The sequence below is a fragment of the Clostridium sp. FP2 genome, assembly GCF_011065955.2.
GTDB classification, from domain to species: Bacteria; Bacillota; Clostridia; order Clostridiales; family Clostridiaceae; genus Clostridium_AD; species Clostridium_AD tagluense.
In genome coordinates, this window is sequence record NZ_JAAMNI020000001.1 from 1,635,789 (window position 1) to 1,658,917 (window position 23,129).

General features: G+C 34.6%; 26 protein-coding genes and 1 pseudogene. All 27 read left to right on the forward strand.

Features of this window, described 5'->3' with window-relative positions:
• The first annotated feature begins 2 nt into the window (after window positions 1–2).
• The gene (locus tag G9F71_RS07560; RefSeq protein WP_164951375.1) at window positions 3–608 is read left to right on the forward strand and encodes a BMC domain-containing protein; all 606 of its coding nucleotides are present in this window, start codon (window positions 3–5) and stop codon (window positions 606–608) included.
• Window positions 608–2,074: an acetaldehyde dehydrogenase (acetylating) gene (locus tag G9F71_RS07565; RefSeq protein WP_202017984.1), complete on the forward strand. Its 1,467-nt coding sequence runs from the start codon at window positions 608–610 to the stop codon at window positions 2,072–2,074. The genes G9F71_RS07560 and G9F71_RS07565 overlap by 1 nt, the downstream gene beginning before the upstream one ends.
• Before the next feature lie 45 nt (window positions 2,075–2,119).
• On the forward strand, window positions 2,120–2,416 hold the full coding sequence (locus tag G9F71_RS07570; RefSeq protein ID WP_124997627.1) for a BMC domain-containing protein: 297 nt from the start codon (window positions 2,120–2,122) through the stop codon (window positions 2,414–2,416).
• Window positions 2,417–2,567: 151 nt separating this feature from the next.
• Complete coding sequence (locus G9F71_RS07575) at window positions 2,568–3,323, forward strand: cobalamin adenosyltransferase (RefSeq protein WP_164951376.1); 756 nt, start codon at window positions 2,568–2,570, stop codon at window positions 3,321–3,323.
• A gap of 13 nt (window positions 3,324–3,336) precedes the next feature.
• Window positions 3,337–3,963 carry an ethanolamine utilization phosphate acetyltransferase EutD gene (gene eutD, locus G9F71_RS07580; RefSeq protein ID WP_164951377.1) on the forward strand — a complete coding sequence of 209 codons (627 nt, stop codon included), beginning with the start codon at window positions 3,337–3,339 and terminating at the stop codon, window positions 3,961–3,963.
• Between the two features lie 48 nt (window positions 3,964–4,011).
• Window positions 4,012–4,767: a hypothetical protein gene (locus tag G9F71_RS07585; protein WP_207712070.1), complete on the forward strand. Its 756-nt coding sequence runs from the start codon at window positions 4,012–4,014 to the stop codon at window positions 4,765–4,767.
• A 74-nt stretch (window positions 4,768–4,841) separates the two neighbouring features.
• Window positions 4,842–5,123 carry a EutN/CcmL family microcompartment protein gene (locus tag G9F71_RS07590; protein WP_164951379.1) on the forward strand — a complete coding sequence of 94 codons (282 nt, stop codon included), beginning with the start codon at window positions 4,842–4,844 and terminating at the stop codon, window positions 5,121–5,123.
• Between the two features lie 65 nt (window positions 5,124–5,188).
• Window positions 5,189–6,301: an ethanolamine utilization protein EutH gene (gene eutH / locus G9F71_RS07595; protein ID WP_164944953.1), complete on the forward strand. Its 1,113-nt coding sequence runs from the start codon at window positions 5,189–5,191 to the stop codon at window positions 6,299–6,301.
• A gap of 87 nt (window positions 6,302–6,388) precedes the next feature.
• Window positions 6,389–6,841 (forward strand): ethanolamine utilization protein, encoded by a 453-nt coding sequence (locus G9F71_RS07600; protein ID WP_164951380.1) that lies wholly within the window; start codon window positions 6,389–6,391, stop codon window positions 6,839–6,841.
• Between the two features lie 135 nt (window positions 6,842–6,976).
• The gene (locus G9F71_RS07605; RefSeq protein ID WP_164951381.1) at window positions 6,977–7,291 is read left to right on the forward strand and encodes a hypothetical protein; all 315 of its coding nucleotides are present in this window, start codon (window positions 6,977–6,979) and stop codon (window positions 7,289–7,291) included.
• A 147-nt stretch (window positions 7,292–7,438) separates the two neighbouring features.
• Complete coding sequence (locus G9F71_RS07610; protein WP_124997643.1) at window positions 7,439–7,930, forward strand: molybdenum cofactor biosynthesis protein B; 492 nt, start codon at window positions 7,439–7,441, stop codon at window positions 7,928–7,930.
• Between the two features lie 204 nt (window positions 7,931–8,134).
• Window positions 8,135–9,094: a GTP 3',8-cyclase MoaA gene (gene moaA, locus G9F71_RS07615; protein WP_164951382.1), complete on the forward strand. Its 960-nt coding sequence runs from the start codon at window positions 8,135–8,137 to the stop codon at window positions 9,092–9,094.
• 18 nt (window positions 9,095–9,112) lie between these two features.
• On the forward strand, window positions 9,113–9,592 hold the full coding sequence (moaC, locus tag G9F71_RS07620) for a cyclic pyranopterin monophosphate synthase MoaC (RefSeq protein ID WP_164951383.1): 480 nt from the start codon (window positions 9,113–9,115) through the stop codon (window positions 9,590–9,592).
• Entirely contained in the window at window positions 9,592–10,026 is a 435-nt protein-coding gene (locus tag G9F71_RS07625; RefSeq protein ID WP_164951384.1) for an MOSC domain-containing protein, read from the forward strand. The genes moaC and G9F71_RS07625 overlap by 1 nt, the downstream gene beginning before the upstream one ends.
• A gap of 349 nt (window positions 10,027–10,375) precedes the next feature.
• Window positions 10,376–11,356, forward strand: a complete 981-nt coding sequence (locus G9F71_RS07630; protein WP_164951385.1) for a lipoate--protein ligase — start codon at window positions 10,376–10,378, stop codon at window positions 11,354–11,356.
• Window positions 11,357–11,381: 25 nt separating this feature from the next.
• Window positions 11,382–12,242: a lipoyl synthase gene (gene lipA / locus G9F71_RS07635; RefSeq protein ID WP_164951386.1), complete on the forward strand. Its 861-nt coding sequence runs from the start codon at window positions 11,382–11,384 to the stop codon at window positions 12,240–12,242.
• A 785-nt stretch (window positions 12,243–13,027) separates the two neighbouring features.
• Window positions 13,028–14,110, forward strand: coding sequence for a hypothetical protein (locus tag G9F71_RS07640; RefSeq protein WP_164951387.1), 1,083 nt, complete (start codon window positions 13,028–13,030; stop codon window positions 14,108–14,110).
• Window positions 14,111–14,114: 4 nt separating this feature from the next.
• Window positions 14,115–14,381, forward strand: a complete 267-nt coding sequence (locus G9F71_RS07645) for a hypothetical protein (RefSeq protein ID WP_164951388.1) — start codon at window positions 14,115–14,117, stop codon at window positions 14,379–14,381.
• Window positions 14,382–14,867: 486 nt separating this feature from the next.
• Window positions 14,868–15,161, forward strand: a pseudogene (locus G9F71_RS07650) (BMC domain-containing protein); the annotation flags it as partial.
• Window positions 15,162–15,167: 6 nt separating this feature from the next.
• Window positions 15,168–15,479: a BMC domain-containing protein gene (locus tag G9F71_RS07655; protein ID WP_224626647.1), complete on the forward strand. Its 312-nt coding sequence runs from the start codon at window positions 15,168–15,170 to the stop codon at window positions 15,477–15,479.
• Between the two features lie 78 nt (window positions 15,480–15,557).
• Entirely contained in the window at window positions 15,558–17,048 is a 1,491-nt protein-coding gene (locus tag G9F71_RS07660) for an aldehyde dehydrogenase family protein (protein ID WP_164951390.1), read from the forward strand.
• Between the two features lie 99 nt (window positions 17,049–17,147).
• The gene (gene cutC / locus G9F71_RS07665; RefSeq protein ID WP_164951391.1) at window positions 17,148–19,688 is read left to right on the forward strand and encodes a choline trimethylamine-lyase; all 2,541 of its coding nucleotides are present in this window, start codon (window positions 17,148–17,150) and stop codon (window positions 19,686–19,688) included.
• Window positions 19,689–19,806: 118 nt separating this feature from the next.
• Window positions 19,807–20,757, forward strand: a complete 951-nt coding sequence (cutD, locus tag G9F71_RS07670; protein ID WP_164951392.1) for a choline TMA-lyase-activating enzyme — start codon at window positions 19,807–19,809, stop codon at window positions 20,755–20,757.
• Window positions 20,758–20,800: 43 nt separating this feature from the next.
• The gene (locus G9F71_RS07675; protein ID WP_164944940.1) at window positions 20,801–21,154 is read left to right on the forward strand and encodes a BMC domain-containing protein; all 354 of its coding nucleotides are present in this window, start codon (window positions 20,801–20,803) and stop codon (window positions 21,152–21,154) included.
• A complete protein-coding gene (locus G9F71_RS07680) occupies window positions 21,151–21,615 on the forward strand; it encodes a EutP/PduV family microcompartment system protein (protein ID WP_164951393.1) in 465 nt (154 codons plus the stop codon). The genes G9F71_RS07675 and G9F71_RS07680 overlap by 4 nt, the downstream gene beginning before the upstream one ends.
• On the forward strand, window positions 21,612–22,298 hold the full coding sequence (locus G9F71_RS07685) for an ethanolamine utilization protein (protein ID WP_164951394.1): 687 nt from the start codon (window positions 21,612–21,614) through the stop codon (window positions 22,296–22,298). Before G9F71_RS07680 ends, G9F71_RS07685 begins: the two co-directional genes overlap by 4 nt.
• A complete protein-coding gene (gene eutJ / locus G9F71_RS07690) occupies window positions 22,280–23,125 on the forward strand; it encodes an ethanolamine utilization protein EutJ (protein WP_164944937.1) in 846 nt (281 codons plus the stop codon). Before G9F71_RS07685 ends, eutJ begins: the two co-directional genes overlap by 19 nt.
• Window positions 23,126–23,129 lie beyond the last annotated feature (4 nt).

Consider the following 23,129-nt stretch of genomic DNA (forward strand, 5'->3'; position numbering starts at 1 on the left):
ATATGAATAGGAGAGCCTTAGGTTTAGTTGAGGTAAAAGGCTACCTTGGTGCCATAGAAGCTGCAGATATAGCACTTAAGGCAGCTAATGTAAATCTAATAGGTTGTGAAATAGTTAAAGGTGGTTTGGTTACTGTAAAGCTAGAAGGTGATGTTTCTTCAGTAAAAGCAGCTGTAGAGGCTGTTGAAATTGGTATGATAAAGTTAGATTTTTTAGTAGGAGTTCATGTAATTGCAAGGCCAGATACATCAGTTTGGGATATGATTGAGAAAAATGTAAATACTGATGATAAAATTTATGAACACAAAAAAAATAATGAAGATTTACTATTTATTGAAAGTGAAAGCATTGAGGATGAATTTAAAAAAATCGAGAATGTAAATCAAGAAGAAAAAATACAAAGGATTAAAGAGATAGAGTTTAAAGATAATTCACTAGAAAACAGTACAAGCCTAAGAGAAGAGTTAGAGAATAAAAAAGTAAATGATCTCAGAACATTAGCAAGAAGTCTTAGCTTAGATAATATGACTAAGAAACAGATAAAATTTGCTAAAAAAGATAGGCTTGTAGAAGAGATTATATTGTTCTATCAAAGGAGGACGAAGTAGTGGATAAGGATTTAGTGTCAATTCAAGAAGTTAGAAATCTTATAGCTAACGCAAAGCTAGCACAAAAGAAATTAGGTCAAATGAGTCAAAATGAAATAGACAAAATAGTTAAAGCTATTTGTGATTCAGCTTACAATAATGCTGAGAAATTAGCTAAAATGGCAGAAGAAGAAACTGGATTTGGAAAATGGCAAGATAAGATTGTGAAAAACACCTTTGCTAGCAAATCAGTTTATGAATATATAAAAGATTTAAAAACTGTAGGAATAATAAATGAAGATAAAGATAAGAAATTAATTGAGGTAGCAGTCCCGGTAGGAGTTATTGCAGGACTTATTCCGTCAACTAATCCTACATCTACAGCTATATATAAAGCAATGATAGCTATAAAAGCAGGAAATTCAATAGTTTTCTCACCACATCCAATGGCTACAAAATGTATATTAGAAACTGTGAGAATAATATCGCAAGCAGCTGTGGCCGCAGGAGCACCAGAAGGTGCTATTGCATGTATGTCAATACCTACAATGCAAGGTACAGATCAATTAATGAAGCATAATGATATTTCATTAATACTCGCAACCGGTGGCACTCCTATGGTTAAAGCAGCTTATAGTTCAGGTAACCCAGCTATAGGTGTAGGCCCAGGAAATGGACCAGCTTTCATAGAAAAATCTGCAGATATTGCACTAGCAGTAAAGAGAATATTAGACAGTAAGACTTTTGATAACGGAACTATATGTGCCTCCGAACAATCTATTGTAGTTGAAGCTTGCACTAAAGATAAAGTAATTTCTGAATTAAAAGCGCAGGGAGCTTATTTCTTAAATAAAGAAGAGGCTGATAGACTAGCAGGATTTATACTTAGAAGTAATGGGTCAATGAATCCTCAAATAGTAGGGAAAAGTGTGGAAGCTATAGCTAAAATGGCGAACTTAAATGTTTCAACTGGAGCTAGAGTACTTATAGCCCAGGAAACAAATGTAGGGCATGGGTATCCATATTCAAGAGAAAAATTAGCTCCAATTTTAGGATTCTATTGTGAAGAAACTTGGGAAAAGGCTTGCGAAAAATGTATTGAAATATTAAACAATGAGGGAGCAGGACATACTCTTATGATTCATTCAAATAATGAAGCTATAATTAGAGCGTTTGCACTTAAAAAGCCTGTATCAAGACTATTGGTTAATACCCCAGGGTCCCTTGGTGGAATCGGAGCTACTACAAGTCTCGTACCAGCTTTAACATTAGGCTGTGGAGCAGTTGGGGGAAGTGCAACTTCAGATAATATTGGGCCTATGAATTTGATCAATATAAGAAGAATGGCTTATGGAACAGGAGAAATAGAGGATATAGTAGATAGAAATAATACTGCGAGTTCAAGTATCAAAAGTGAAAGTTTAAATGAAGACTCTATAAATCTAATAGTAGAAAAAATCATGGAAAAATTAAGAAGCCAATTATAAAAATAATTGATATAAATAAAAAATAAATTTTAGGAGGAATATAAAATGGCAAGTACAAATGCATTAGGAATGATTGAAACAAGAGGATTAATAGGTGCAATAGAGGCGGCAGATGCTATGGTTAAAGCTGCAAATGTTACATTAGTAGGGAAAGAACATATTGGTGCAGGACTAGTAACTGTAATGGTTAGAGGAGACGTTGGAGCTGTTAAAGCGGCGACTGATGCAGGAGCTGCAGCCGCAGAGAGGGTAGGAGAATTAATTTCTGTTCATGTAATTCCAAGACCACATGCTGAAGTAGATGCAATACTTCCAAAAGTAAAAGCAGAAGTAGAAGCCTAATATTTTGAAATATACTATCCCTACAGCTCAAAGAGCTATGGCGGGTAGTATGTTTATATACAACATTCTTAGCGACATTGTAGGAGGAAAGTCTCCGCCAAGTCGTTAATATTGCAGCACCGCAGGTGATGATTAAGGGGATGTGAGTTATATGAGTTTGATAACCGAAAGTGAACTAAGAAAACAACTTAAAAATACGGATATTAAAGAATTTGAAGTAGCAAAGGGGGTTATTATTACACCATCTGCAAAACAATATCTGCAAGATAAAAATATTAAATTGGTAATTGTGGATACCTTATGTGCCAGTAAACAAGATGATTTTAAAAGTGAAAAAGAAGATGAAGGAAAGAATTTTCGGAAATATGTTTGCATTCAGGGTGGTTATTTAGAGGAAAAACCAGAGCATATGACACAGTTATATGGAAACAAATTAGTACCTAAAGATCATAGGAGGATAGAGTTTAGGGGGAGACTCGATAGTCTTGAATCTAATATTTTAGAAACTCAAGTTCTAGCTTCAAAGCTTCAAAATGAAGGGGTAGTAAAAGATTTAGAGCAAATTCTAAATTTTGTACGGAATATATTAAGGGCAGAAGTATTAGAAGAAAAGCTTCCTGAATTCTCGCTACTGGGAATGAGTGAGAATGACCTTCGCGAAATATCACATAATCCTAAAAAGTACTTTAATATGGATCATTTTATGCCTAGTTATAAAATGGGTGAAATAGTTGTTGCACTTAACTCTATAAGAAGTAATACAAGGGAAGTTGAAGTATATGGATTTAAGGCATTTAAAGATATTGATGGGGAGATAACAAGAAATGATATTATGAAATATTTAAATAGATTAAGTAGCTGTTTATATATAATGATGTTTAAGTTTTTATCAGGAAAATATAAATAGAGGAGATGCTTTCATGACAGATATGAACATTGAATATATTGTAGAACAAGTAATAAAAAGAGTAAGTGAAAAGCTGCGAATTATCGTAGAGGCTTCAGGAAGACATGTTCACCTTTCAAGAGAAAGTATTGATCTATTATTTGGAACGGATTATAAATTAACAAAGGCAAAGGAATTATCACAACCAGGGCAATATAGCTGCAGCGAAAGAGTTAGTATAACCGGACCTAAAGGAACAATTAAAAATGTGGTTATACTTGGACCAGAAAGAAGTCAAACCCAGGTAGAAATATCTAAAACTGATGGTCTTATTTTAGGGGTAAAAGCCCCAATTCGCGAATCTGGAAAACTAGAAGGTACTTCAGGTATAACCATAACTACAGAAAAAGCTTCTTTAACAATTAAAGAAGGTTTAATTGTTGCAAAACGCCATATACATCTATCACCAGAAGATGCAAAGCTATTTAAGGTAGGTGATAAAGAAATAGTAAAGGCTGAGGTATCTGGAGAAAGACCATTAATTTTTGATGATGTTGTAATCAGGGTAAGTAGTGAATATAAGAGTACTATGCACATAGATTATGATGAAGCAAATGCTTGTGGATATATTAAGGGCTCTACTGCAAAAATTGTAAAATAGAATTCTTGTTTTAAAAATTATTATTCTTATATAAAGGAAGTGATTTAAGTGGAGATGGAAAAATTAGTGGAGATGATCACGAGAGAAGTTATGAAGAGAATTACCAGCAGTGCAAATAGCATGGTAATCCATAAGAAAAAGGTATTAGTAATAAGTTCCTGTGAAGAAGAATTAAGAGAAGTTAAAGAGCTTTTAGAATATAAATATGAGGTTATTGTTTATGATGGAGAAGATATAAATTTGAAAAACTATGAAAGTATAATAGTTACAAATTTATGTAACAAAGGCTTATCATCAATGGCACTTGGTTTATGCAATGATAAGTTACAAGAACTGATAGTAGAGGCTCTTTTTAAGGGTAAGAGGGTTTATGTATTAAAAGAGGGAATACAATATAGAAAATATTCAACAAAGGATAATGAAGCACTATATAATTTATATAGTCAATATGAATGCAAAATCATGTCCTATGGAGCGATTATAGTAAATGAAAAGGATTTATTGAAAAGCATGGAAATAGGGGCAGATTGCAATGAGAAGTCAGTGCAAAAAGATTGCTCAGTAGAATCATGCAGTGATATTCATAGTAAAAGTGAAGTGCCATCTAAATCCCTGCTTTTAGAAAATAGTGTACAATCTCATCAAGTAATAGAAATAAGTAACAAAAGACTTATTACAGAATCAGACCTTAAAAAATTATATATGAATGGAATAAAGGAAGTAAACTTAATTAAAAAGGCTATATTAACCCCACTGGCTCAAGACTTTATAAGAATAAACCAATTAAAAATAAATAGAGTATAGGATTATTTTAAAATATTTCAGTAGATGAATGATTAATCAGAATAGCTTGTAAATACAATGAAGGGGGACAGTTAATGATTATTGGTAAAGTTATAGGAAGTGTTTGGGCTACAAGAAAAGATGAAAAATTAAATGGATTAAAATTCTTGGTGATAGAACCATCTAAATCTGCAACTGGCCAGGAAAGCACAATTTTTGTTGCCGCAGATATAGTAGGTGCTGGAATTGGGGATAATGTATTAGTAACTAAAGGTAGCGCTGCAAGGGCATCACTACATATAAAAGATGCACCTGTGGATGCTGTTATAGTGGGTATAATAGATAGTTTAGAAGTTGATGAAGAATTTCTAAAATAAAATGGAAAAATTATAAAAATAATATTTATCTTTAAAAAAATATTTATGGTAAGGGGGACAAAAATATGGGAATAAATGAAATTATTATTTATATAATGGTTGTTTTTATGGTTTTAGGTGCAATTGATAAGTGCATAGGAAATAAATTTGGGTTAGGGCAACAATTTGAAGAGGGTTTTATGGCAATGGGTTCATTAACTATAGCCATGGTGGGTGTAGTTTGTTTAGCACCAGTACTTGCTAGTGTATTAAAACCTGTAATAGTTCCAATTTACACTGCACTCGGTGCAGATCCATCAATGTTTGCTACTACTTTACTTGCTTGCGATATGGGAGGATATCCTCTTGCAAAAGAACTTGCACAAACAGCACAGGCGGCAAGTTTCTCAGGTGTAATTATAGGGTCTATGATGGGACCAACTATTGTATTTACTATACCAGTTGCTCTTGGAATAATTAGAAAAGAAGACCATAAGTTTTTAGCAACAGGGGTACTTGCAGGGATAATAACAATTCCTATAGGCGCATTTATAGGAGGACTTATAGCTGGGTTTGGAGTAATAATGGTACTTAAAAACCTTGTACCAATAATAATAGTTGCAGCACTTCTCGCTATAGGATTATGGAGAATTCCTGAAAAAATGATAAAAGGCTTTACTGTTTTTGGAAAAGGGGTAGTTGTGGTTATAACAATAGGTCTCGCAGCAATAATAATAGAAACTCTAACTGGAGTAGTTGTTATTCCTGGTATGGCACCATTATCTGATGGTATCGCTATAGTAGGATCTATTGCAATAGTACTTGCAGGAGCCTTCCCAATGGTTTTTGTTATAACAAAAGTATTTAAAAAACCTCTTATGAAGCTTGGTTCATTACTAGGTATGAATGATATTGCAGCAGCGGGTATGGTGGCAAGTCTTGCAAATAGTATACCAATGTTTGGAATGATGAAGGACATGGATGATAGAGGTAAGATAATAAACGTTGCATTTGCGGTTAGTGCAGCTTTCGTATTTGGAGATCATTTAGGTTTTGTTGCTGGAGTAGAGAAAGGAATGATATTCCCTATGATAGTTGCAAAATTAGTTGGTGGAGTTACAGCAGTTGCTTTAGCTTGTTTTATACTTTCAAAAAATATATCTTCAAATAGTAAAAGAGATAGGTCTGTTAAAGCATAATATTATATAATAATAAAGCACACTCAAATAAATATAATAGTATTTCGATTTCTAATTATTTGAAGGTGCTTAAATGGAGGAGTTAAAATGGAAAATATAGATGCAAAATTAATTGAAGACATGGTTAGAAAAATAATAATAGAAACTTTATCAAAGGAAAAATGTGAATTTGAAAAGCACATAGATCCTAGTGGTATAATGTCAGTAAAATTAAACACTGTAAAACTGGATAAGTTTGATACTGGCAAAGAGAAAGATGACGTACTTTTAAAGGATGTTTTAACATTAGAAGAAAGTCCAAGACTTGGATGTGGACTTATGGAAATGAAAGAGACTTGCTTTGATTGGACATTAAAATATGATGAAATAGATTATGTTATAGATGGAACTTTAGAAGTAAACATTGATGGAAGAAAAGTTGTAGCCAATAAGGGAGAAATAATTTTAATTCCTAGAAACTCTAAAATCCAATTCAGTGTTCCAAATTATGCAAAGTTTATGTATGTAACATATCCTGCTAATTGGGCGGAGTTAGAGTAGACACTTTTTAATTTAAAGAGTACTGCCTCATAATATAAATATAAACAAATTAAATATGTAATAATTAGAAGGAATTTGCAAAGACATAGAGAATATACATATTGTATTATATTATATTATAGAGGAGAGTATCATATGGAATTGAGTAAACTAGAAAATCAGATAATAATTGATATTTATGATGCTGATATGCTACCAGGAATGCCATTTGAAATTCAAAATTATAAATTAGAAGAGAAAGACCCCCATGACAAGAAACAAGAGTTTGCTTTTTATTTAAGAAAATTAAAAAGGTTAGGCTTTATAAAATATGAAGAAGCGGAAGCCTTTTTAAAAGGTGGCAGTCGTAGCATCAAATATGACAATAATGTAAAAAAGGTTTGTGAGGATAAAATACACATAGATTTTGAAGGAATTAGATTGGTTGAACAGGCTAATAAAACCATATGACAAAGTCAAAAGAAGAATTCCAATAATGGAGTTCTTTTTTTATAAATAGTATTTAAGGGAAGAATTATTGAACAAGGAGAAAAAAACAAGGTTCTTAAGTTTCCAGCGCACAAATTGTTAAGAAAGATATATTTAGGAGTGATGAAAATGATAAAAACTGCAATATTAACTATGAGTGATAAAGGTTCTAGAGGAGAAAGAATTGATGGAACGGGGCCTGCACTTAGACGTGAATTAGAAGATAAGGGATTTATTATAAGCTACTACAAAATGATTCCTGATGAAAAACAGGAGATAGAAAGTGAACTTATTTATTTATGTGATGAGCTTAAGGTGGATTTAATTTTAACTAATGGAGGAACGGGGTTTTCACAAAGAGATGTCACTCCAGAGGCAACTCAAAATGTAATTGAGAAATATGTACCGGGTATTGGTGAAGCTATGAGAATGAAATCCCTTGCTATTACACCAAAGGCCATGCTTTCAAGAAGTATTGCAGGGATTCGAAAAAAAACCTTAATTATTAATCTTCCAGGCAGCCCAAAAGCTGCGGTGGAAAATCTAGGATTTATATTGCCCGCAATTCCACATGGGATTGAAATACTCAAAGGAGAGGCTAGTGAATGCGCTAGAACCTAACCAGTGGGCTGCAACTTAAGATAAAATACTGAACTAAAGTGCTTGGAGCAATGACAATGTAATTTTTTAATGTAGTATCTATAGAGGAAGAGCGAAATTTATTAAAGTAATTAGAACTAATGAATTCAAGGGAAAACTCCATAAACTTGGCGGCTATGATTATAGAAAAATGGGGGAAATAATTGAAGTTTAGGAGGGGTTTTTATGAGAGATACTTATGGAAGAAACATAAATTATTTAAGGGTATCGGTAACTGATAGATGTAATTTAAGGTGTGTGTATTGTATGCCAGAAGAGGGCATCAAGAGTTTAAAACATGAAGATATCTTGCGTTTTGAAGATACTTTGAAAATTGTAAGGGCAGCCACGGCACTAGGTATTAATAAAATAAGATATACTGGTGGAGAACCACTAGTTATGAAAGATATAGACAAACTAATATATGAAACTTCTAAAATACCAGGAATAAATGACATTGCCATAACTACAAATGGTATTTTACTATCTGATATGGCAGGGGATTTAAAAAAGGCAGGGCTTAAAAGAGTTAATATTAGCCTTGATACCCTTAATAGTGAAAAGTATAAAAGCATAACAAGAGTAGGAAATTTAGATAAAGTAATGGAAAGTATAGATAAGTGTTTATCACTTGGATTAAAACCTGTTAAAATAAATACGGTATTAATGCGAGGTATAAACGATGTAGAGTTTGAGGATTTTTTAAATTTAACTCGTGAATTACCAGTAGAAATAAGGTTTATAGAGCTTATGCCTATAGGTGAAGGTATTAAGATGTATGAAAAAAACAATTTAAGCTTTATGGAGATGCTAGGACTTCATCCAGAGCTCATTAAAATTGGAACTGAAAAAAGTAGCACTGCGGAGTTGTACAAGCTAACTGGTGCAAAAGGAAGGATTGGGTTCATTAGTCCAGTAAGTTGTAAATTTTGTGGGGATTGTAATAAAATAAGACTTACTTCCACAGGAACAATTAAGCCTTGTCTTCATTCAAAGGAAGAGATAAACCTTAGGAAATATATCAATAATGAAGAGATGCTTACAAATGCAATAAAATCGGCAATTGAGAGTAAACCACTTGAACATCACCTGCCAGAGGAAAGTGCTAGTAGAAGCGTTAAGGGAATGTCCCAAATAGGGGGCTAAATAAAAAGGAGGTAGAAAATGGAACTTACCCATATAAATGAAGAGGGAAGAGCAAAAATGGTGGATGTATCTGAAAAGTGCGATACTGTCCGGGAAGCTATAGCAGTTGGGTCAATATCTATGAAAAGAGAAACTCTAGAAAGAATAAGTGATGGGTCTATTTCAAAGGGAGATGTACTAGCTGTAGCGCAGGTTGGAGGAATTATGGGTGCGAAAAGTACTTCGCAAATAATACCAATGTGCCATGCTATAATGATATCTGGCTGTGATATTAGTTTTAAAATAGACTTTGAAAATAATAAGATTGAAATAACTGCTACAACTAAAACTGTAGGAAAAACAGGAATTGAAATGGAAGCACTAACGGCGGTATCTGTTGCAGCACTAACAATTTATGATATGTGCAAGGCAATTGATAGGGGAATGGTTATAAATAATATTATGCTCGCGCGAAAAAGTGGGGGGAAATCAGGAATATTTGAAAGGAAGGGATTGTAATGGCAAAGGTTACTGCTGTAAATATAAGTGAGAAAAAAGGTGTAGTAAAACATCCTATAGAAAGTGGATTTTTTAAAATTAATCATGGGATTGTTGGAGATGCACATGCTGGAAATTGGCATAGACAGGTTAGTTTTCTTGGAGAAGAGAGCATTGATAAAATGAGAGCTGCTGGAGTAGAAGGCTTATCTTCCGGAAAGTTCGCTGAAAATATTACTACAGAGGGAATAGTTTTGTACGAGCTTCCTGTGGGAACTAAACTTAAAATAGGAGAAGTAGTTTTAGAGGTAACACAAATAGGAAAGGAATGTCATAAAGGCTGTGAAATCATGAAATTAGTTGGCGATTGCATAATGCCTAGAGAAGGCATATTTGCGAGAGTGCTTACAGAGGGATATATCAAAGCTGGAGATGATATTGTAGTGGAGGTATAGTATTATGGATGCACGCAGTATAGATGCAATAAAATGGAGTTAAAACCTGGAAATTTATTTAATACTAAGGTGATAGAAGGTAAGGAATTATGGAGAAAGTTCAATTTTTTGAACAGGAAGAGGATAATAGTTAAATTTTATAAACCTCATGATTATGTTTTATAATCATGGGGTTTTGTTGTGCACCCAAACCTGGGAGCAATATAACGGACTTAAGTCCCCAGGGAGGGTTATTTGTATATTACTAATTAAATTTTCATAAAATCAACAAATATGTAAAAAAGGTTGTTATAATTAATTTTGAAGTCACATTATATTATTATTCTCATAATAGGATAGGGGGAGAGTTATGATATTTATAAATCATAATAATACCAATATATATTTTAATCATGCTGCTGAGCAATATGTATTAGAAAATATTGAGGATGAATGTTTTATGCTATGGAGAAATGAGCCAAGCATATTAATAGGAAGAAATCAAAACACTATGGCAGAAATAAACACAGAATATGTAAAAGAAAAGGGCATAAAAATAGTGAGAAGATTAACTGGAGGTGGAGCTGTCTATAATGATTTAGGTAATATAAATTTCACATTTATAGGCAAATCTTCCGAAAATGTTCTTGAAAATTTTAGAAAATTCACAAAACCTATATTAGAAGCTTTAATTGCTTTAGGTGTAAAAGCTGAATTTTCAGGTAGGAATGATTTGGTTATAGAGGGGAAAAAATTTTCAGGTAATGCTCAGTATTATTATAAAAATAAGGTTTTACACCATGGAACATTACTGTTTTTAACTTCTATGACAGAGTTATCAAAAGCACTTAAGGTAAATCCATTAAAATTCAAAGAAAAATCTGTTAAATCCGTGGAATCTAGGGTAACAAATATAAGTGAGCATTTAAATAATAATATGAATGTGATGGATTTTAAAAAATATATAGTAGATTATGTAATGAAGTCTTTTGCTGAAAAAGAATTGTACGAATTTTCCGGAAAAGACTTAAAGGAAATAGATGAAATAGCAAAGAATAGATTTTCTACTTGGCAGTGGAATTTTGGGAATTCGCCTAAATATAGTTATTCAAAAGAAGCAAGGTGTGGTGGAAGTACTATCCAAGTTAATTTCAACGTTGAAAAGGGATACATAAAAAAAATGAAATTTTATGGAGACTTCTTTTTTAAGAAAGATATAAAGTCATTGGAAGATAAATTTAAAGAAATTAAGCATAGCGAAGAAAATATAAAAGAGATTTTAGACAATATTGATATTAATGAATATATAAATGGGGTAAAAAATGAAGAGATTTTAAGACTTATGTTTTAACAAATAATTAATTTAGGGGTGGCATATGTATAAAAGAAAACCGGAATGGTTAAAGATAAAACTTCAATCTAATGATAATACAAAAAAGGTTAATGTAATTAAAAGAACTTTAAACTTAAATACAGTTTGTGATGAGGCTAATTGTCCTAATAAATTAGAGTGTCACAGTAAAGGAACTGCAACATTTATGATACTTGGTCGTGTGTGTACAAGGAATTGTGGCTTCTGTAATGTGAAAACGGGTAAAGGTGAATATGTAGATATTGGAGAACCAATTCGTGTAGCACAAGCTGTAAAGCAATTAGAGCTTAAGCATGCAGTTATAACCTCTGTTACACGTGATGATTTAGAGGATGGCGGAGCAAGTCAATTTGCAGCAGTAATAAGAGAGATTAGAAAAATAACACCAGATACAACAATAGAAGTTCTTATTCCAGATTTAAAAGGTAATTGGGAGGCCTTAAAGGTGATTTTAGATGAAAAACCAGAGATATTGAATCATAATATTGAGACAATATCAAATTTATATAAAAGGGTAAAACCGCAAGGCATATATAATCGTTCATTAGAACTTTTGAGGAAAGTAAAAGAGATTGATAGGAGTATATTTACTAAATCAGGATTTATGGTAGGTCTAGGGGAAAAAGAGGAAGAGGTTATAGAATTATTAAAGGATTTAAGAGAATATCAATGTGATATAGTTACAATTGGTCAATATCTTCAGCCGTCAAAAGATCATATTGAACTTGTAGAATACGTTCATCCAGATATGTTTAAAAAATATAAGGATATAGGAATGAGGATGGGATTTAGGTATATTGCATCATCGCCATTAGTTAGAAGTTCCTATAATGCAGCTGAAGCTTTAAATCCTAATATTTTGTAGTGCTTATGAAACCAAGTTATACCGAAGGGCATGTAACTTTATTAGAAAGACAACATAACTTAAAATAAACCAAATTAAAATTATTAACACAGAAATAGGACCTTATTACTAAAAATTAAAAAAATACCTTTTAAACACTGTTAATTATTACAAATGTAGGAATATTGGAGGAACATAATAACTAAATATAACCCCCATGATTATAGTTTTATAATCATGGGGGTTATATTTTTGTTATAAAAAGGTTAGAATGGGAAATTAATTATAAAATAAAAAAGTTTGGAATAAATAAATGGAATTATAAGAAAAAATGGATTATGATGTCGAATTAAACATAAAAATAGATACTATTAGTGCAAGAAAATAACTATAGTACAAAAGTTTTAAAAAACTCGGGGATATAATGCAGTAAAATATTTAAAATTATGCCATAGAAAGATGTCTTGTTCAGTTATTATTAACATAAAGTGAAATAGTACTTCCAGACCGCAACATATTGTTAATGAAAACGCTTCAAAGAAATTTCTAATTTACTATGTAAAGAAAAAAGGGGGAGGTAGCAGTAATCGCGGGTGCGAATAATATTCCTTTTGATTTTTTAATCCCCATTCAGGGATCAAGTACTAAAGGCCCTGTAGCTATTATTAAATCCGTAGGTAAGATTATTTATGCATCAATGAATATTGGGACTGATTATATCTGTTCTAGAATACACGTAAAGGTCTGAAAGACTTTATTAAAATGAGGTTTTTTGGAAAAACAACAAAAATATTGGAGGTAATATTATGTCAGAAGCAGTAGCTAATTCGACTGCAGTCGTTGCTAAAAAAAAGTTATTATCAGGATTTTTTAGAAAAGGAGTTACAATTGGTTTATTCTCAGGATTTTCATATGGATTATTCTCAGCATTTTTGGCATATGCTATGACTCAAGGGGTTTGGAGCGATTGGTTTGGTGCAAATACAGCTGGTTTATCTTCATTTGCTCTTGTATATATGCTTGGTGCACTTGGTTGTGGCGTAAATGATACTTGTAGTGCAGTTTGGGCATTAGGTATGGCAGGAATTCGCGGCAAACTTGGAGATTTCTTTAGAACTCTTAATACTAAACCGGGTCGCATGATTATGTTAGCTGCACTTATGGGAGGCCCTATTGCTAATTCAGCTTATGTTATTGGCCTTGCATCAGCTGGTTCAATTATTGTTCCGATTTCTGCCCTTTGCCCAGCTATTGGCGCTATTTTAGGCAGAGTTTTATACAAACAACCATTAACAAAACGTATGATTTTAGGAATTGGTATCTGTGTTTCTGCAAGTGCTTTGATTGGTATCTCAAGTATTACTGGAGGTGCACAAAAGGGTGTAGGGATAGGTATTATAGCTGCTATTATAGCTGCGCTTGGCTGGGGTATTGAAGGCTGTATAGCTGGTTATAGTACAGCAATGGTAGATTCAGAGATTGGTATTGCTATTCGTCAGACAACATCAGGTCTTGCAAATTTAATTATATTTATTCCTATCATAGCTATAGTAGGAGGCAATGCAGGTCTTTCATTCCATGTTATTGGCCAAGCATTTACAAGCGGTCATGCTATGATTTGGTTTGCTGTTAGTGGTCTTTGTGCTTATCTTTCATTTATGAGTTGGTATAAGGGATCTAGTATGACTGGTGTTGCGCTTGGTATGGCAACTAATGGTACTTACTCTTTCTTCGGACCATTCTGCTGCTGGATAATACTTGGTGTGGGGTTCGGGATAAAAGGTTGGACACTCTCTCCTATATCTTGGATTTGTGCTGTATTAATGGCAATTGGTATTTTGATAATCGCAGTAAATCCAATGGATTTACTTAAGAAAAAGGAGGCGTAATTGTATGAAACCACTTAATTATGCTATTTTAAAACATTTTACAAAAATTGAAGGAGCATGTGCAGACGACGTTATTGAAGCTTTAAAAGGTCAATATGGTAACTTCAAAGCTTTTAATAAAGATGCTGTTACTGCAGCTTTAATGACAGCTGAAGCGAATGGTCTTCTTGAAGAAAAAAGTTTTGGTATGGATAAGTCCGGTAATTTAAGGATTTACTATCATGCAAATGATGAAGGCGCAGCTACAATTAATAAATACATTAAGGACTAATAATTTGAGTTATTATATGAATTATATATATATTATTCTATAAATGATGACGGGAGAATGCTATTAAAGAAATATCTTCCAAAGTCTTGGAGATTGTAGAAATTGATTTTTGTATTTGTATTATTTAAATCACATTTTAGAAAGAAAGTCTCCTACTTATGTAAGTGGGAGGCTAAATCTCCTTTAATATCTTGAGTAAAAATAAAAAATAATACTATTAGTGCAAGAATGTAACGATAGTACAAAAACTTCAAAAAAACTGGTGGATATAATGCGGTAAAATAGCGCACTTTATGCCATGAAAAAATGCCTTGTTCAGTTATTATTAACATAAAGTGAAATGATAGTTGAGTTGGTAATAGTGTGATAAAGAAAACGTTTTAGAATGTCTTGCTTAGTAAAGTTAAATTCTGAGGGAGTCAAGACCCTTAATAAGTAAGTGTCTAAAAGATTCCAGAAAATATAATATAAAAGGAGGAATATTTAGTGAGGTATTATGGAGAAGAAGCATTAGGCCTTGTTGAAACATTAGGGATGGTACCTGCAATTGAGGCGGCAGACAAAATGCTTAAGGCTGCCAATGTTGAATTGGTAGCATATGAAAATATAGGTTCCACTCTGGTTACAATTATGGTAAAGGGTGATATTGCTGCCGTTAAGGCGTCTGTAGAAGCAGGAGCTGAGGCAGCTACAGCAATAGGTACATTAACAGCACAAAATGTTATGCCAAGACCGATTAAAGATATTGGAGATATTGTTTCAGTATATGACATCGATGCAAAGGAAATACCACAGGCGAGCAATTACAGAGCTTTAGGTTTAATAGAAACATTTGGTATAGTTTTTGCTTTAGAGGCTGCAGATGCAATGTGTAAAGCTGCAAATGTTGAATTGATTGGTTTTGAAAATGTAGCTTCTGGCTATATTTCGGTGTTGGTTCGTGGAGACGTAGGGGCATGTAGATCAGCTGTAGATACTGGCGTAAAAGCTGTATTAGATATGAGTGCTGAAGTTTATAGCTCAGTTGTTATTGCAAGTCCACACCCGGACCTTGAAAAAATTATTGCACTTTATTCACTTGAAACACTGAATCCTTAATATTTGGCTGATATGGTAGCAATGCATAAAATGCAAAAGTACAATACTTAGTTAATGAAATGAAAAGGAGAGTCAGAAATGAATATTATTGACAATGATTTACTCTCCATCCAAGAAGCTCGAATTCTTGCCGAAAATGCAGGTGAAGCACAAAAACTGCTAGCAACTTTTCCACAGGAAAAATTGGATGAAATTGTTGAACGTATGGCGGAGGAAATCGGAAAGTATGCCTGCGAACTTGCTATGATGTCCCGAGATGAAACTGATTATGGCAAATGGCAGGATAAATATATCAAGAATAGATTTGCCTCCGAGTATTTGCTAGTTAAACTTCGCGGAATGCGTTGTGTAGGTATCATTGATGAGGACCTTCAAAACAAGACCATGGATATAGGCGTACCTATGGGTGTAATTATTGCTTTATGTCCTGCAACCAGTCCGGTTTCTACAACCATCTACAAGGCTTTAATTGCAATCAAGTCCGGCAATGCGATTATTTTTTCACCGCATCCTAGGGCGAAGAAGACAATTTGCAAGGCACTTGATATTATGATTCGAGCAGCAGAAGGGTTTGGACTTCCAGTAGGAGCTCTTGCATACTTACATACTGTGACGCATAGTGGGACAATCCAGTTAATGAATCATAAAGCAACCTCCCTTATTATGAATACAGGCGTTCCTGGAATGCTTAAAGCAGCCTATGAGTCTGCAAAACCTGTCATTTATGGAGGAACTGGCAATGGACCGGCATTTATTGAACGCACAGCTGACATTAAGCAAGCTGCACGCGATATTATTGCTAGTAAAACCTTTGATAACGGAATTGTATCAGGGGCGGAACAATCTATTGTTGTAGATAGCTGTATTGCAGCTGATGTAAAACGCGAACTGCAAAGTAACGGTGCGCATTTTATGACAGAGGAAGAAGCACAAAAACTTGGTTCTCTCTTTTTCCATTGTGATGGGAGTTTGGACTTAGAAATGGTGGGCAAATCCGCACAGGAATTGGCTAAGAGAGCAGGCTTTTCTGTTATGGAGAGTGTAAAACTTTTGATTTCAGAGCAGAAATATGTTTCCGAAACTAATCCTTATTCGAAGGAAAAACTTTGCCCGGTACTGGCTTACTACATCGAAGACGATTGGATGCATGCTTGCGAAAAGTGCATTGAGCTGCTCTTAAGTGAGAGGCACGGACACACTCTTGTTATACATTCAAAAAACGAAGAAGTGATTCGCCAGTTTGCATTAAAAAAACCAGTGGGTAGGGTACTTGTTAATACACCGGCTTCTCTTGGTAGCATGGGTGCTACAACTAATTTGATGCCTGCTTTGACGCTAGGCAGTGGCTCTGCGGGACTAGGTATGACCTCCGATAATGTTTCACCAATGAATCTTATTTATATCCGCAAAGTAGGATATGGTGTGCGGAATATAGAGGATATTATTGATGGAATGATTACAGTGGAAAAAACTCCCCCGCAAGGTATTGCAAAGCAGTCGGAGTATAATTCAGAGGATATAGAGAAGTTGCAGAATATTTTAAAAAAAGCTCTCCAAGAGATTAAATAGCCCTACAGATATGTATGGAGAATGAAAAATAAGCAGTAAACATTAAAAAAAATCAGATGTAAAATCTGAAATAATTATGAAAGAATGAGGGGTAAGAATATGGATATTCGTGAATTTACAAATAAATTTGCAGAAGCGACTAAAAATATGTCTGCAGAAGAACGAGCATCTTTAATGAAGATGTTTGAAGGGGTTTCGAAAGAAATTACAAAAGAGGATACTGTAAGTTATGTGGCATCTAGCGAGAATGATGGAAAAATTCCAAATGGAATTACAGACCGTCTTCAGAGACTGAAAGAAAACTATTTAAAATGGACACCTACTATCACAACTCATCGTGCTAGGGCAATTACTAAGATTGCAAAGGAAAATCCTGGTATGCCTAAAAGTATATTCCGTGGTAAAAGTTTCAAATATTGTTGTGAGACAGCACCTTTGGTAATTCAAGAGGATGAACTAATTGTAGGGGCACCTTGTGGCGCACCTCGTGCTGGATCTTGTTCCCCTGATATTGCATGGAGATGGATGGAAGATGAACTTGAGACTATTGGAACCCGTGCTCAAGATCCTTTTTATATATCTGAAGAAGATAAAAAATTTATGCGTGAAGAACTTTTCCCTTTCTGGAAAGGGAAATCTATTGATGAATACTGTGAAGATCAGTACCGTGAGGCAGGCCTTTGGGAACTTTCCGGCGAATCATATGTTTCAGATTGTTCTTACCATGCAATAAATGGTGGTGGTGATTCAAACCCTGGATATGATGTAATTCTGATGAAGAAGGGAATGCTAGATATTCAGCAGGAAGCAAAGGATCATTTGGAAAAACTGAATTACGAAAACCCTGATGATATTGAAAAAATTTATTATTATAAATCTGTTATTGACACTACTGAAGGAGTTATGATTTATGCTAAGCGTTTATCTGATCATGCTGCGCAACTAGCTGCAAAGGAAACTAATCCTAAGCGTAAAGCAGAATTAATGAAGATTTCTGAAATAAATGCACATGTTCCTGCACATAAGCCTCGTACTTACTGGGAAGCAATTCAGTCTGTTTGGACTATTGAATCACTGCTACTAGTTGAGGAAAACCAAACTGGTATGTCTATCGGTCGTGTTGATCAATATATGTATCCATTCTACAAGGCAGATATGGAACAAGGTCGTATGACTGAGTTTGAAGCATTTGAATTATCTGGTAGTATGCTTATTAAAATGTCTGAGATGATGTGGGTTACAAGTGAAGGCGGTTCTAAGTTCTTTGCAGGATATCAGCCATTTGTAAATATGTGTGTTGGTGGAGTTACTCGTGAGGGTCTTGATGCAACAAATGACCTAACTTACCTACTAATGGATGCTGTTCGTCATGTTAAAATTTATCAACCATCACTAGCTACACGTATTCACAACAAGTCACCTAAGAAGTATTTAAAGAAGATTGTTGACGTTGTTCGTGCTGGTATGGGATTCCCGGCTTGCCATTTTGACGATGCTCATATTAAAATGATGCTATCAAAAGGTGTTTCCATGGAAGATGCACGTGACTATTGCCTTATGGGTTGTGTTGAACCTCAGAAATCAGGTCGTTTGTATCAGTGGACTTCAACTGCTTATACCCAGTGGCCAATATGTATAGAATTAGTTTTAAACCACGGTGTTCCACTATGGTATAAAAAGCAAGTTTGTCCTGATATGGGAGACTTGGATAATTTCAAAACTTATGAACAGTTCGACAATGCTGTTAAGGAACAAATCAAATATATTACAAAGTGGTCAAGTGTTGCTACTGTTATTTCTCAACGTGTCCACAGAGAACTAGCTCCAAAACCTCTAATGTCAATTATGTATGAGGGTACAATGGAGAGTGGCAAGGATGTTTCTGCTGGTGGAGCTATGTATAACTTCGGACCTGGTGTTATATGGTCTGGACTAGCTACTCATACAGACTCTATGGCTGCTATCAAGAAGTTAGTATTCGATGAGAAGAAGTATACTTTGAAGCAACTAAATGAAGGATTAAAAGCTGAATTTGTTGGATATGAACAGATGAAAAGTGATTGCCTGAAAGCTCCTAAGTACGGTAATGATGATGATTATGTAGATTTGATTGCTTCCGATTTGATTAACTTCACAGAGAGGGAACATAGAAAGTATAAGACTCTTTATTCAGTGTTAAGCCATGGTACTTTGTCTATCTCAAACAATACACCTTTTGGACAACTACTTGGTGCATCTGCTAACGGTCGTGAGGCTTGGTCACCATTATCCGATGGTATCAGTCCAACTCAAGGTGCGGATTTTAAAGGACCAACTGCTATTATCAAATCCGTTTCCAAGATGGCTTGTGACACTATGAATATAGGAATGGTTCACAACTTTAAGCTTATGGCGGGACTACTAGATACACCAGAAGGCGAAGAGGGTATTCTTGCATTACTTCGTAGTGCTTGCGTCTTTGGTAATGGAGAGATGCAATTTAATTACCTTGACAATGAGACCTTGATTGCAGCACAGAAAAATCCACAGCAGTATCGTGACTTGATTGTTCGTGTAGCAGGGTACAGTGCATTCTTTGTTGAATTATGCAAGGATGTTCAGGATGAAATTATCAGTAGAACTATGCTGACACATTTCTAATTAGGGTATTCCATTGACTTTAAAATGACTTAACTGACGCCCAATTCTCTTATGATGCAGGTTATGCTAGAGGATTGGGCCCAGTTGAATTATTTATTTGAACGGGAGATTAGATATTATGAGCAATACAAAAGTAGCTGTAATAGAAAGAAAAGCATTGATTTTCAATGTTCAAAAATATAATATGTATGATGGTCCGGGAATAAGGACACTGGTATTTTTTAAAGGATGCCCATTGCGTTGCAAATGGTGTGCTAATCCTGAAGGACTTGAACGAAAATATCAAGTTATGTTTAAAAGAGATGCCTGTATTGATTGTGGTGCCTGTGTTAGTGTTTGTCCGGCTTCTATACATACTATTTCAAAAGAGCTAAAACATGAGATAAACCATAGCATTGATTGTATAGGTTGTCGGAAATGTGAGGAAATTTGTACTGAATCTGCATTATCTATTGTAGGTCAGGTAAAAACTGTTTCCGAACTTATGGAAATTATTCAAGAAGACGTTATGTTTTATGATGTATCAGGTGGTGGCGTTACCTTAGGTGGCGGAGAGGTGCTAATGCAACCTGAATTCGCAACAAATTTACTTATGACATGTAAGCAAGAAGGAATCAATACTGCTATTGAAACATCAGGCTATGCAAAACTGGAATCAATACTTAAGGTTGCTGAATTTACAGACTTATTTCTTTTTGATATAAAGCATGTTGATGCCAAGCGTCACTATGAACTTACGGGAGTTCACAATGAGAGAATACTAGAAAACTTAAAGGAACTTTTAAAACGTAGGTATAATGTTAAGGTTAGAATGCCCTTGCTTAAAGGCATAAATGATAGGCAGGATGAGATTGAGAGTGTAGTTGAATTTTTGATGCCTTTCCGTGAATACAAAAATTTTAAGGGAATAGATTTGCTTCCTTACCACAAAATGGGTGTAAATAAGTACACACAATTAGAAATGGACTATCCAATAGAGGGAGATCCAAGCTTAAGCAGCGAAGAACTTGACATGATTGAGAGCTGGATTAAAAAATATGATTTCCCAGTTGCGGTTATCAAGCACTGATAAATGATTTTTAGAATAGAAAATAGATTGAGAGGTAACTTTTATGGGAGCAGTTGGTGAAAAATCTATACAACGTGTCATAGAAGAATCGGTACCTGGAAAGCAGGTTACAATTGCTCATGTTATTGCCTCACCTATGCCGGATATTTATGAGCGCTTGGGGATAGACAATAAGGGGTCAATTGGAATTTTAACTATAACACCCTACGAAGCCGCTATTATTGCAGCGGATGTTGCAACAAAGGCAGCGGATGTTGAAATTGGATTTTTGGACCGTTTTACGGGGTCTGTAATTATCACTGGTGATGTGCAGAGCGTTGAAACAGCACTTAATGCGGTAAATGATACATTGAAAAATTTGCTAGACTTTATGACAGCTCCTATTACAAGAACATGAGAAAGAAGCGAGTAATGGTGATAGGACCGATGAATTGCGGAAAGACCACATTGGTTAATGAGCTTAATGATTATGATGGACCACTCAGGAAAACACAGGATATTATTTATGGAAAGAATACTATAGATGCTCCAGGTGCTTATATTGAAAGCCCCTGGATGTACAAACATTTAATTGCAACCGCGCAAGATGCATCACATATTTTGATTTTAGTTGATCAGTCAAGAGTCAGTAACGTTTATCCACCTGGTTTTGTAAAGGCGTTTAGATGCCCTGTAATTGGTGTAATAACGAAAAGTGATTTAATGGCGGAAAATGAAGATTTGTGTTTCCAGCAGCTGAAGCAAATAGGAATACCTGAGCCTTATTATAAGATTAGTGCTTCTAGTGATGTAGGCATGGTTGCTTTAAAAGAATATTTATTTACTTTTGAAAAAAAAAGTAAAGGGGGAATAAAATGAAATTTATTACCGAAAGTGATTTGCGGGATTTCAATAAAATAGAACCTTTTACAACTTATGAGTTAGAACCAGGAGCAAGACTTACGCCTGGAGCACGTCAGTTTCTGTCGGACCATCGGATCAATATGTATGAAAATGATCCTTTTACAAAGAAAAGTACTGTAAATGTAAAAGAAAAACAGCTACCTGAAGTACCTGAGAAGAAGAATAATTGGAAAAAGAAGAAACTTCGTAGCAAGATGAAGTCCACGGAGGCATTGTTTCTTTTATCTGAACAAGAACTTTTGAGTGAGGATGTTTTCTTGGCACAGAGAGTTATTAATTTAGGCAAACAATTCACCTGCATTAAAAATGCTGCGGAGGGGAAAGGTTCTGCCGAGAACCTCAGTTTCACTGAATGCACAGGGGTTAATTCAGATAAATTTTCTGATGATTTAGATGACTGTTTTGAAATTACAGAGTTCCATATGCAGCTTGCAAAGGGAAGGGAAATCATAATTTTGCATAGGCTACGTTGCAATCTTCGCGAAATTGAACCAGTTGTTTTAGAAGTATATGAGGGAAGTAATGAGGATAATGAGCTGTGCATAGAAATTATCGGGAAGGTTAATCAGATTGTTAATACCTTGTCCCAAATGATTTGTTCGGTTTTAGGAGGTGGAAAATGTCAGAAAAAAAGTTAAATTTTGAATACTGTGATCAGCTTGTCCGGGATTTTGAATATGTAGTGGAACATCCCATTGTAGGTAAATCTTCTGTTTATTATACAGGAGTTGATTTGGGAACGGCATGTGTTGTTTTAGCGGTTTTGGATGAAAATTACAAACCCGTGGCAGGTGCTTATAGGTATGCAGATGTAGTTCGAGATGGTATGGTTGTAGATTATATGGGTGCAATTAAAATTGTAAGAGAACTGAAGCAGGAGATTGAGGAGAAGATTGGTACAGAACTTATTTATGCAGCGGCTGCCATTCCGCCGGGGACAGATGCTTTGGATTCAGGAGCAGTTAAGAATGTGGTTGAGGCTGCTGGTTTTGAAGTGACAAATGTGCTTGATGAATGTACAGCTGCTAATAATGTCCTTAAAATTAAGGATGGTGCAGTTGTAGATGTTGGCGGTGGAACAACCGGAATTTCGATTTTAAAGGATGGAGAAGTTGTTTGCATTGAGGATGAGCCAACAGGAGGTACACATTTTTCCTTAGTTGTTTCAGGTGCATATAAAATGTCTTTTCCGGAAGGCGAATTGTATAAGCGTGATCCTAAAAATCACAAGGAACTGTTACCAGTACTTAAGCCAGTAGTTGAAAAAATTGCATCTATTATTAATCAGCATATCAAAGGTTATGATGTAAAGGAAATATGTTTGGTTGGCGGAACATGCTGCCTAACCGGTATTGAAAAAATCATAGAAAAGCAGACAGGTATTTTCACTCATAAGCCGCAAAATCCTATGTTTGTAACCCCACTAGGAATAGCACTTAGCTGCACGCAGCAAAGTATAAGGTAAAGGG

Coding starts and splice junctions, on each gene's coding strand:
- G9F71_RS07600 (WP_164951380.1), top strand. CDS start 6,389: ATGGAAAATATAGATGCAAAATTAATTGAAGACATGGTTAGAAAAATA.
- G9F71_RS07590 (WP_164951379.1), top strand. CDS start 4,842: ATGATTATTGGTAAAGTTATAGGAAGTGTTTGGGCTACAAGAAAAGAT.
- G9F71_RS07680 (WP_164951393.1), top strand. CDS start 21,151: ATGAGAAAGAAGCGAGTAATGGTGATAGGACCGATGAATTGCGGAAAG.
- eutH (WP_164944953.1), top strand. CDS start 5,189: ATGGGAATAAATGAAATTATTATTTATATAATGGTTGTTTTTATGGTT.
- G9F71_RS07560 (WP_164951375.1), top strand. CDS start 3: ATGAATAGGAGAGCCTTAGGTTTAGTTGAGGTAAAAGGCTACCTTGGT.
- G9F71_RS07675 (WP_164944940.1), top strand. CDS start 20,801: ATGGGAGCAGTTGGTGAAAAATCTATACAACGTGTCATAGAAGAATCG.
- G9F71_RS07660 (WP_164951390.1), top strand. CDS start 15,558: ATGAATATTATTGACAATGATTTACTCTCCATCCAAGAAGCTCGAATT.
- lipA (WP_164951386.1), top strand. CDS start 11,382: ATGTATAAAAGAAAACCGGAATGGTTAAAGATAAAACTTCAATCTAAT.
- eutJ (WP_164944937.1), top strand. CDS start 22,280: ATGTCAGAAAAAAAGTTAAATTTTGAATACTGTGATCAGCTTGTCCGG.
- G9F71_RS07605 (WP_164951381.1), top strand. CDS start 6,977: ATGGAATTGAGTAAACTAGAAAATCAGATAATAATTGATATTTATGAT.
- G9F71_RS07640 (WP_164951387.1), top strand. CDS start 13,028: ATGTCAGAAGCAGTAGCTAATTCGACTGCAGTCGTTGCTAAAAAAAAG.
- eutD (WP_164951377.1), top strand. CDS start 3,337: ATGACAGATATGAACATTGAATATATTGTAGAACAAGTAATAAAAAGA.
- moaC (WP_164951383.1), top strand. CDS start 9,113: ATGGAACTTACCCATATAAATGAAGAGGGAAGAGCAAAAATGGTGGAT.
- G9F71_RS07630 (WP_164951385.1), top strand. CDS start 10,376: ATGATATTTATAAATCATAATAATACCAATATATATTTTAATCATGCT.
- G9F71_RS07610 (WP_124997643.1), top strand. CDS start 7,439: ATGATAAAAACTGCAATATTAACTATGAGTGATAAAGGTTCTAGAGGA.
- G9F71_RS07685 (WP_164951394.1), top strand. CDS start 21,612: ATGAAATTTATTACCGAAAGTGATTTGCGGGATTTCAATAAAATAGAA.
- cutD (WP_164951392.1), top strand. CDS start 19,807: ATGAGCAATACAAAAGTAGCTGTAATAGAAAGAAAAGCATTGATTTTC.
- G9F71_RS07570 (WP_124997627.1), top strand. CDS start 2,120: ATGGCAAGTACAAATGCATTAGGAATGATTGAAACAAGAGGATTAATA.
- moaA (WP_164951382.1), top strand. CDS start 8,135: ATGAGAGATACTTATGGAAGAAACATAAATTATTTAAGGGTATCGGTA.
- G9F71_RS07575 (WP_164951376.1), top strand. CDS start 2,568: ATGAGTTTGATAACCGAAAGTGAACTAAGAAAACAACTTAAAAATACG.
- G9F71_RS07645 (WP_164951388.1), top strand. CDS start 14,115: ATGAAACCACTTAATTATGCTATTTTAAAACATTTTACAAAAATTGAA.
- cutC (WP_164951391.1), top strand. CDS start 17,148: ATGGATATTCGTGAATTTACAAATAAATTTGCAGAAGCGACTAAAAAT.
- G9F71_RS07625 (WP_164951384.1), top strand. CDS start 9,592: ATGGCAAAGGTTACTGCTGTAAATATAAGTGAGAAAAAAGGTGTAGTA.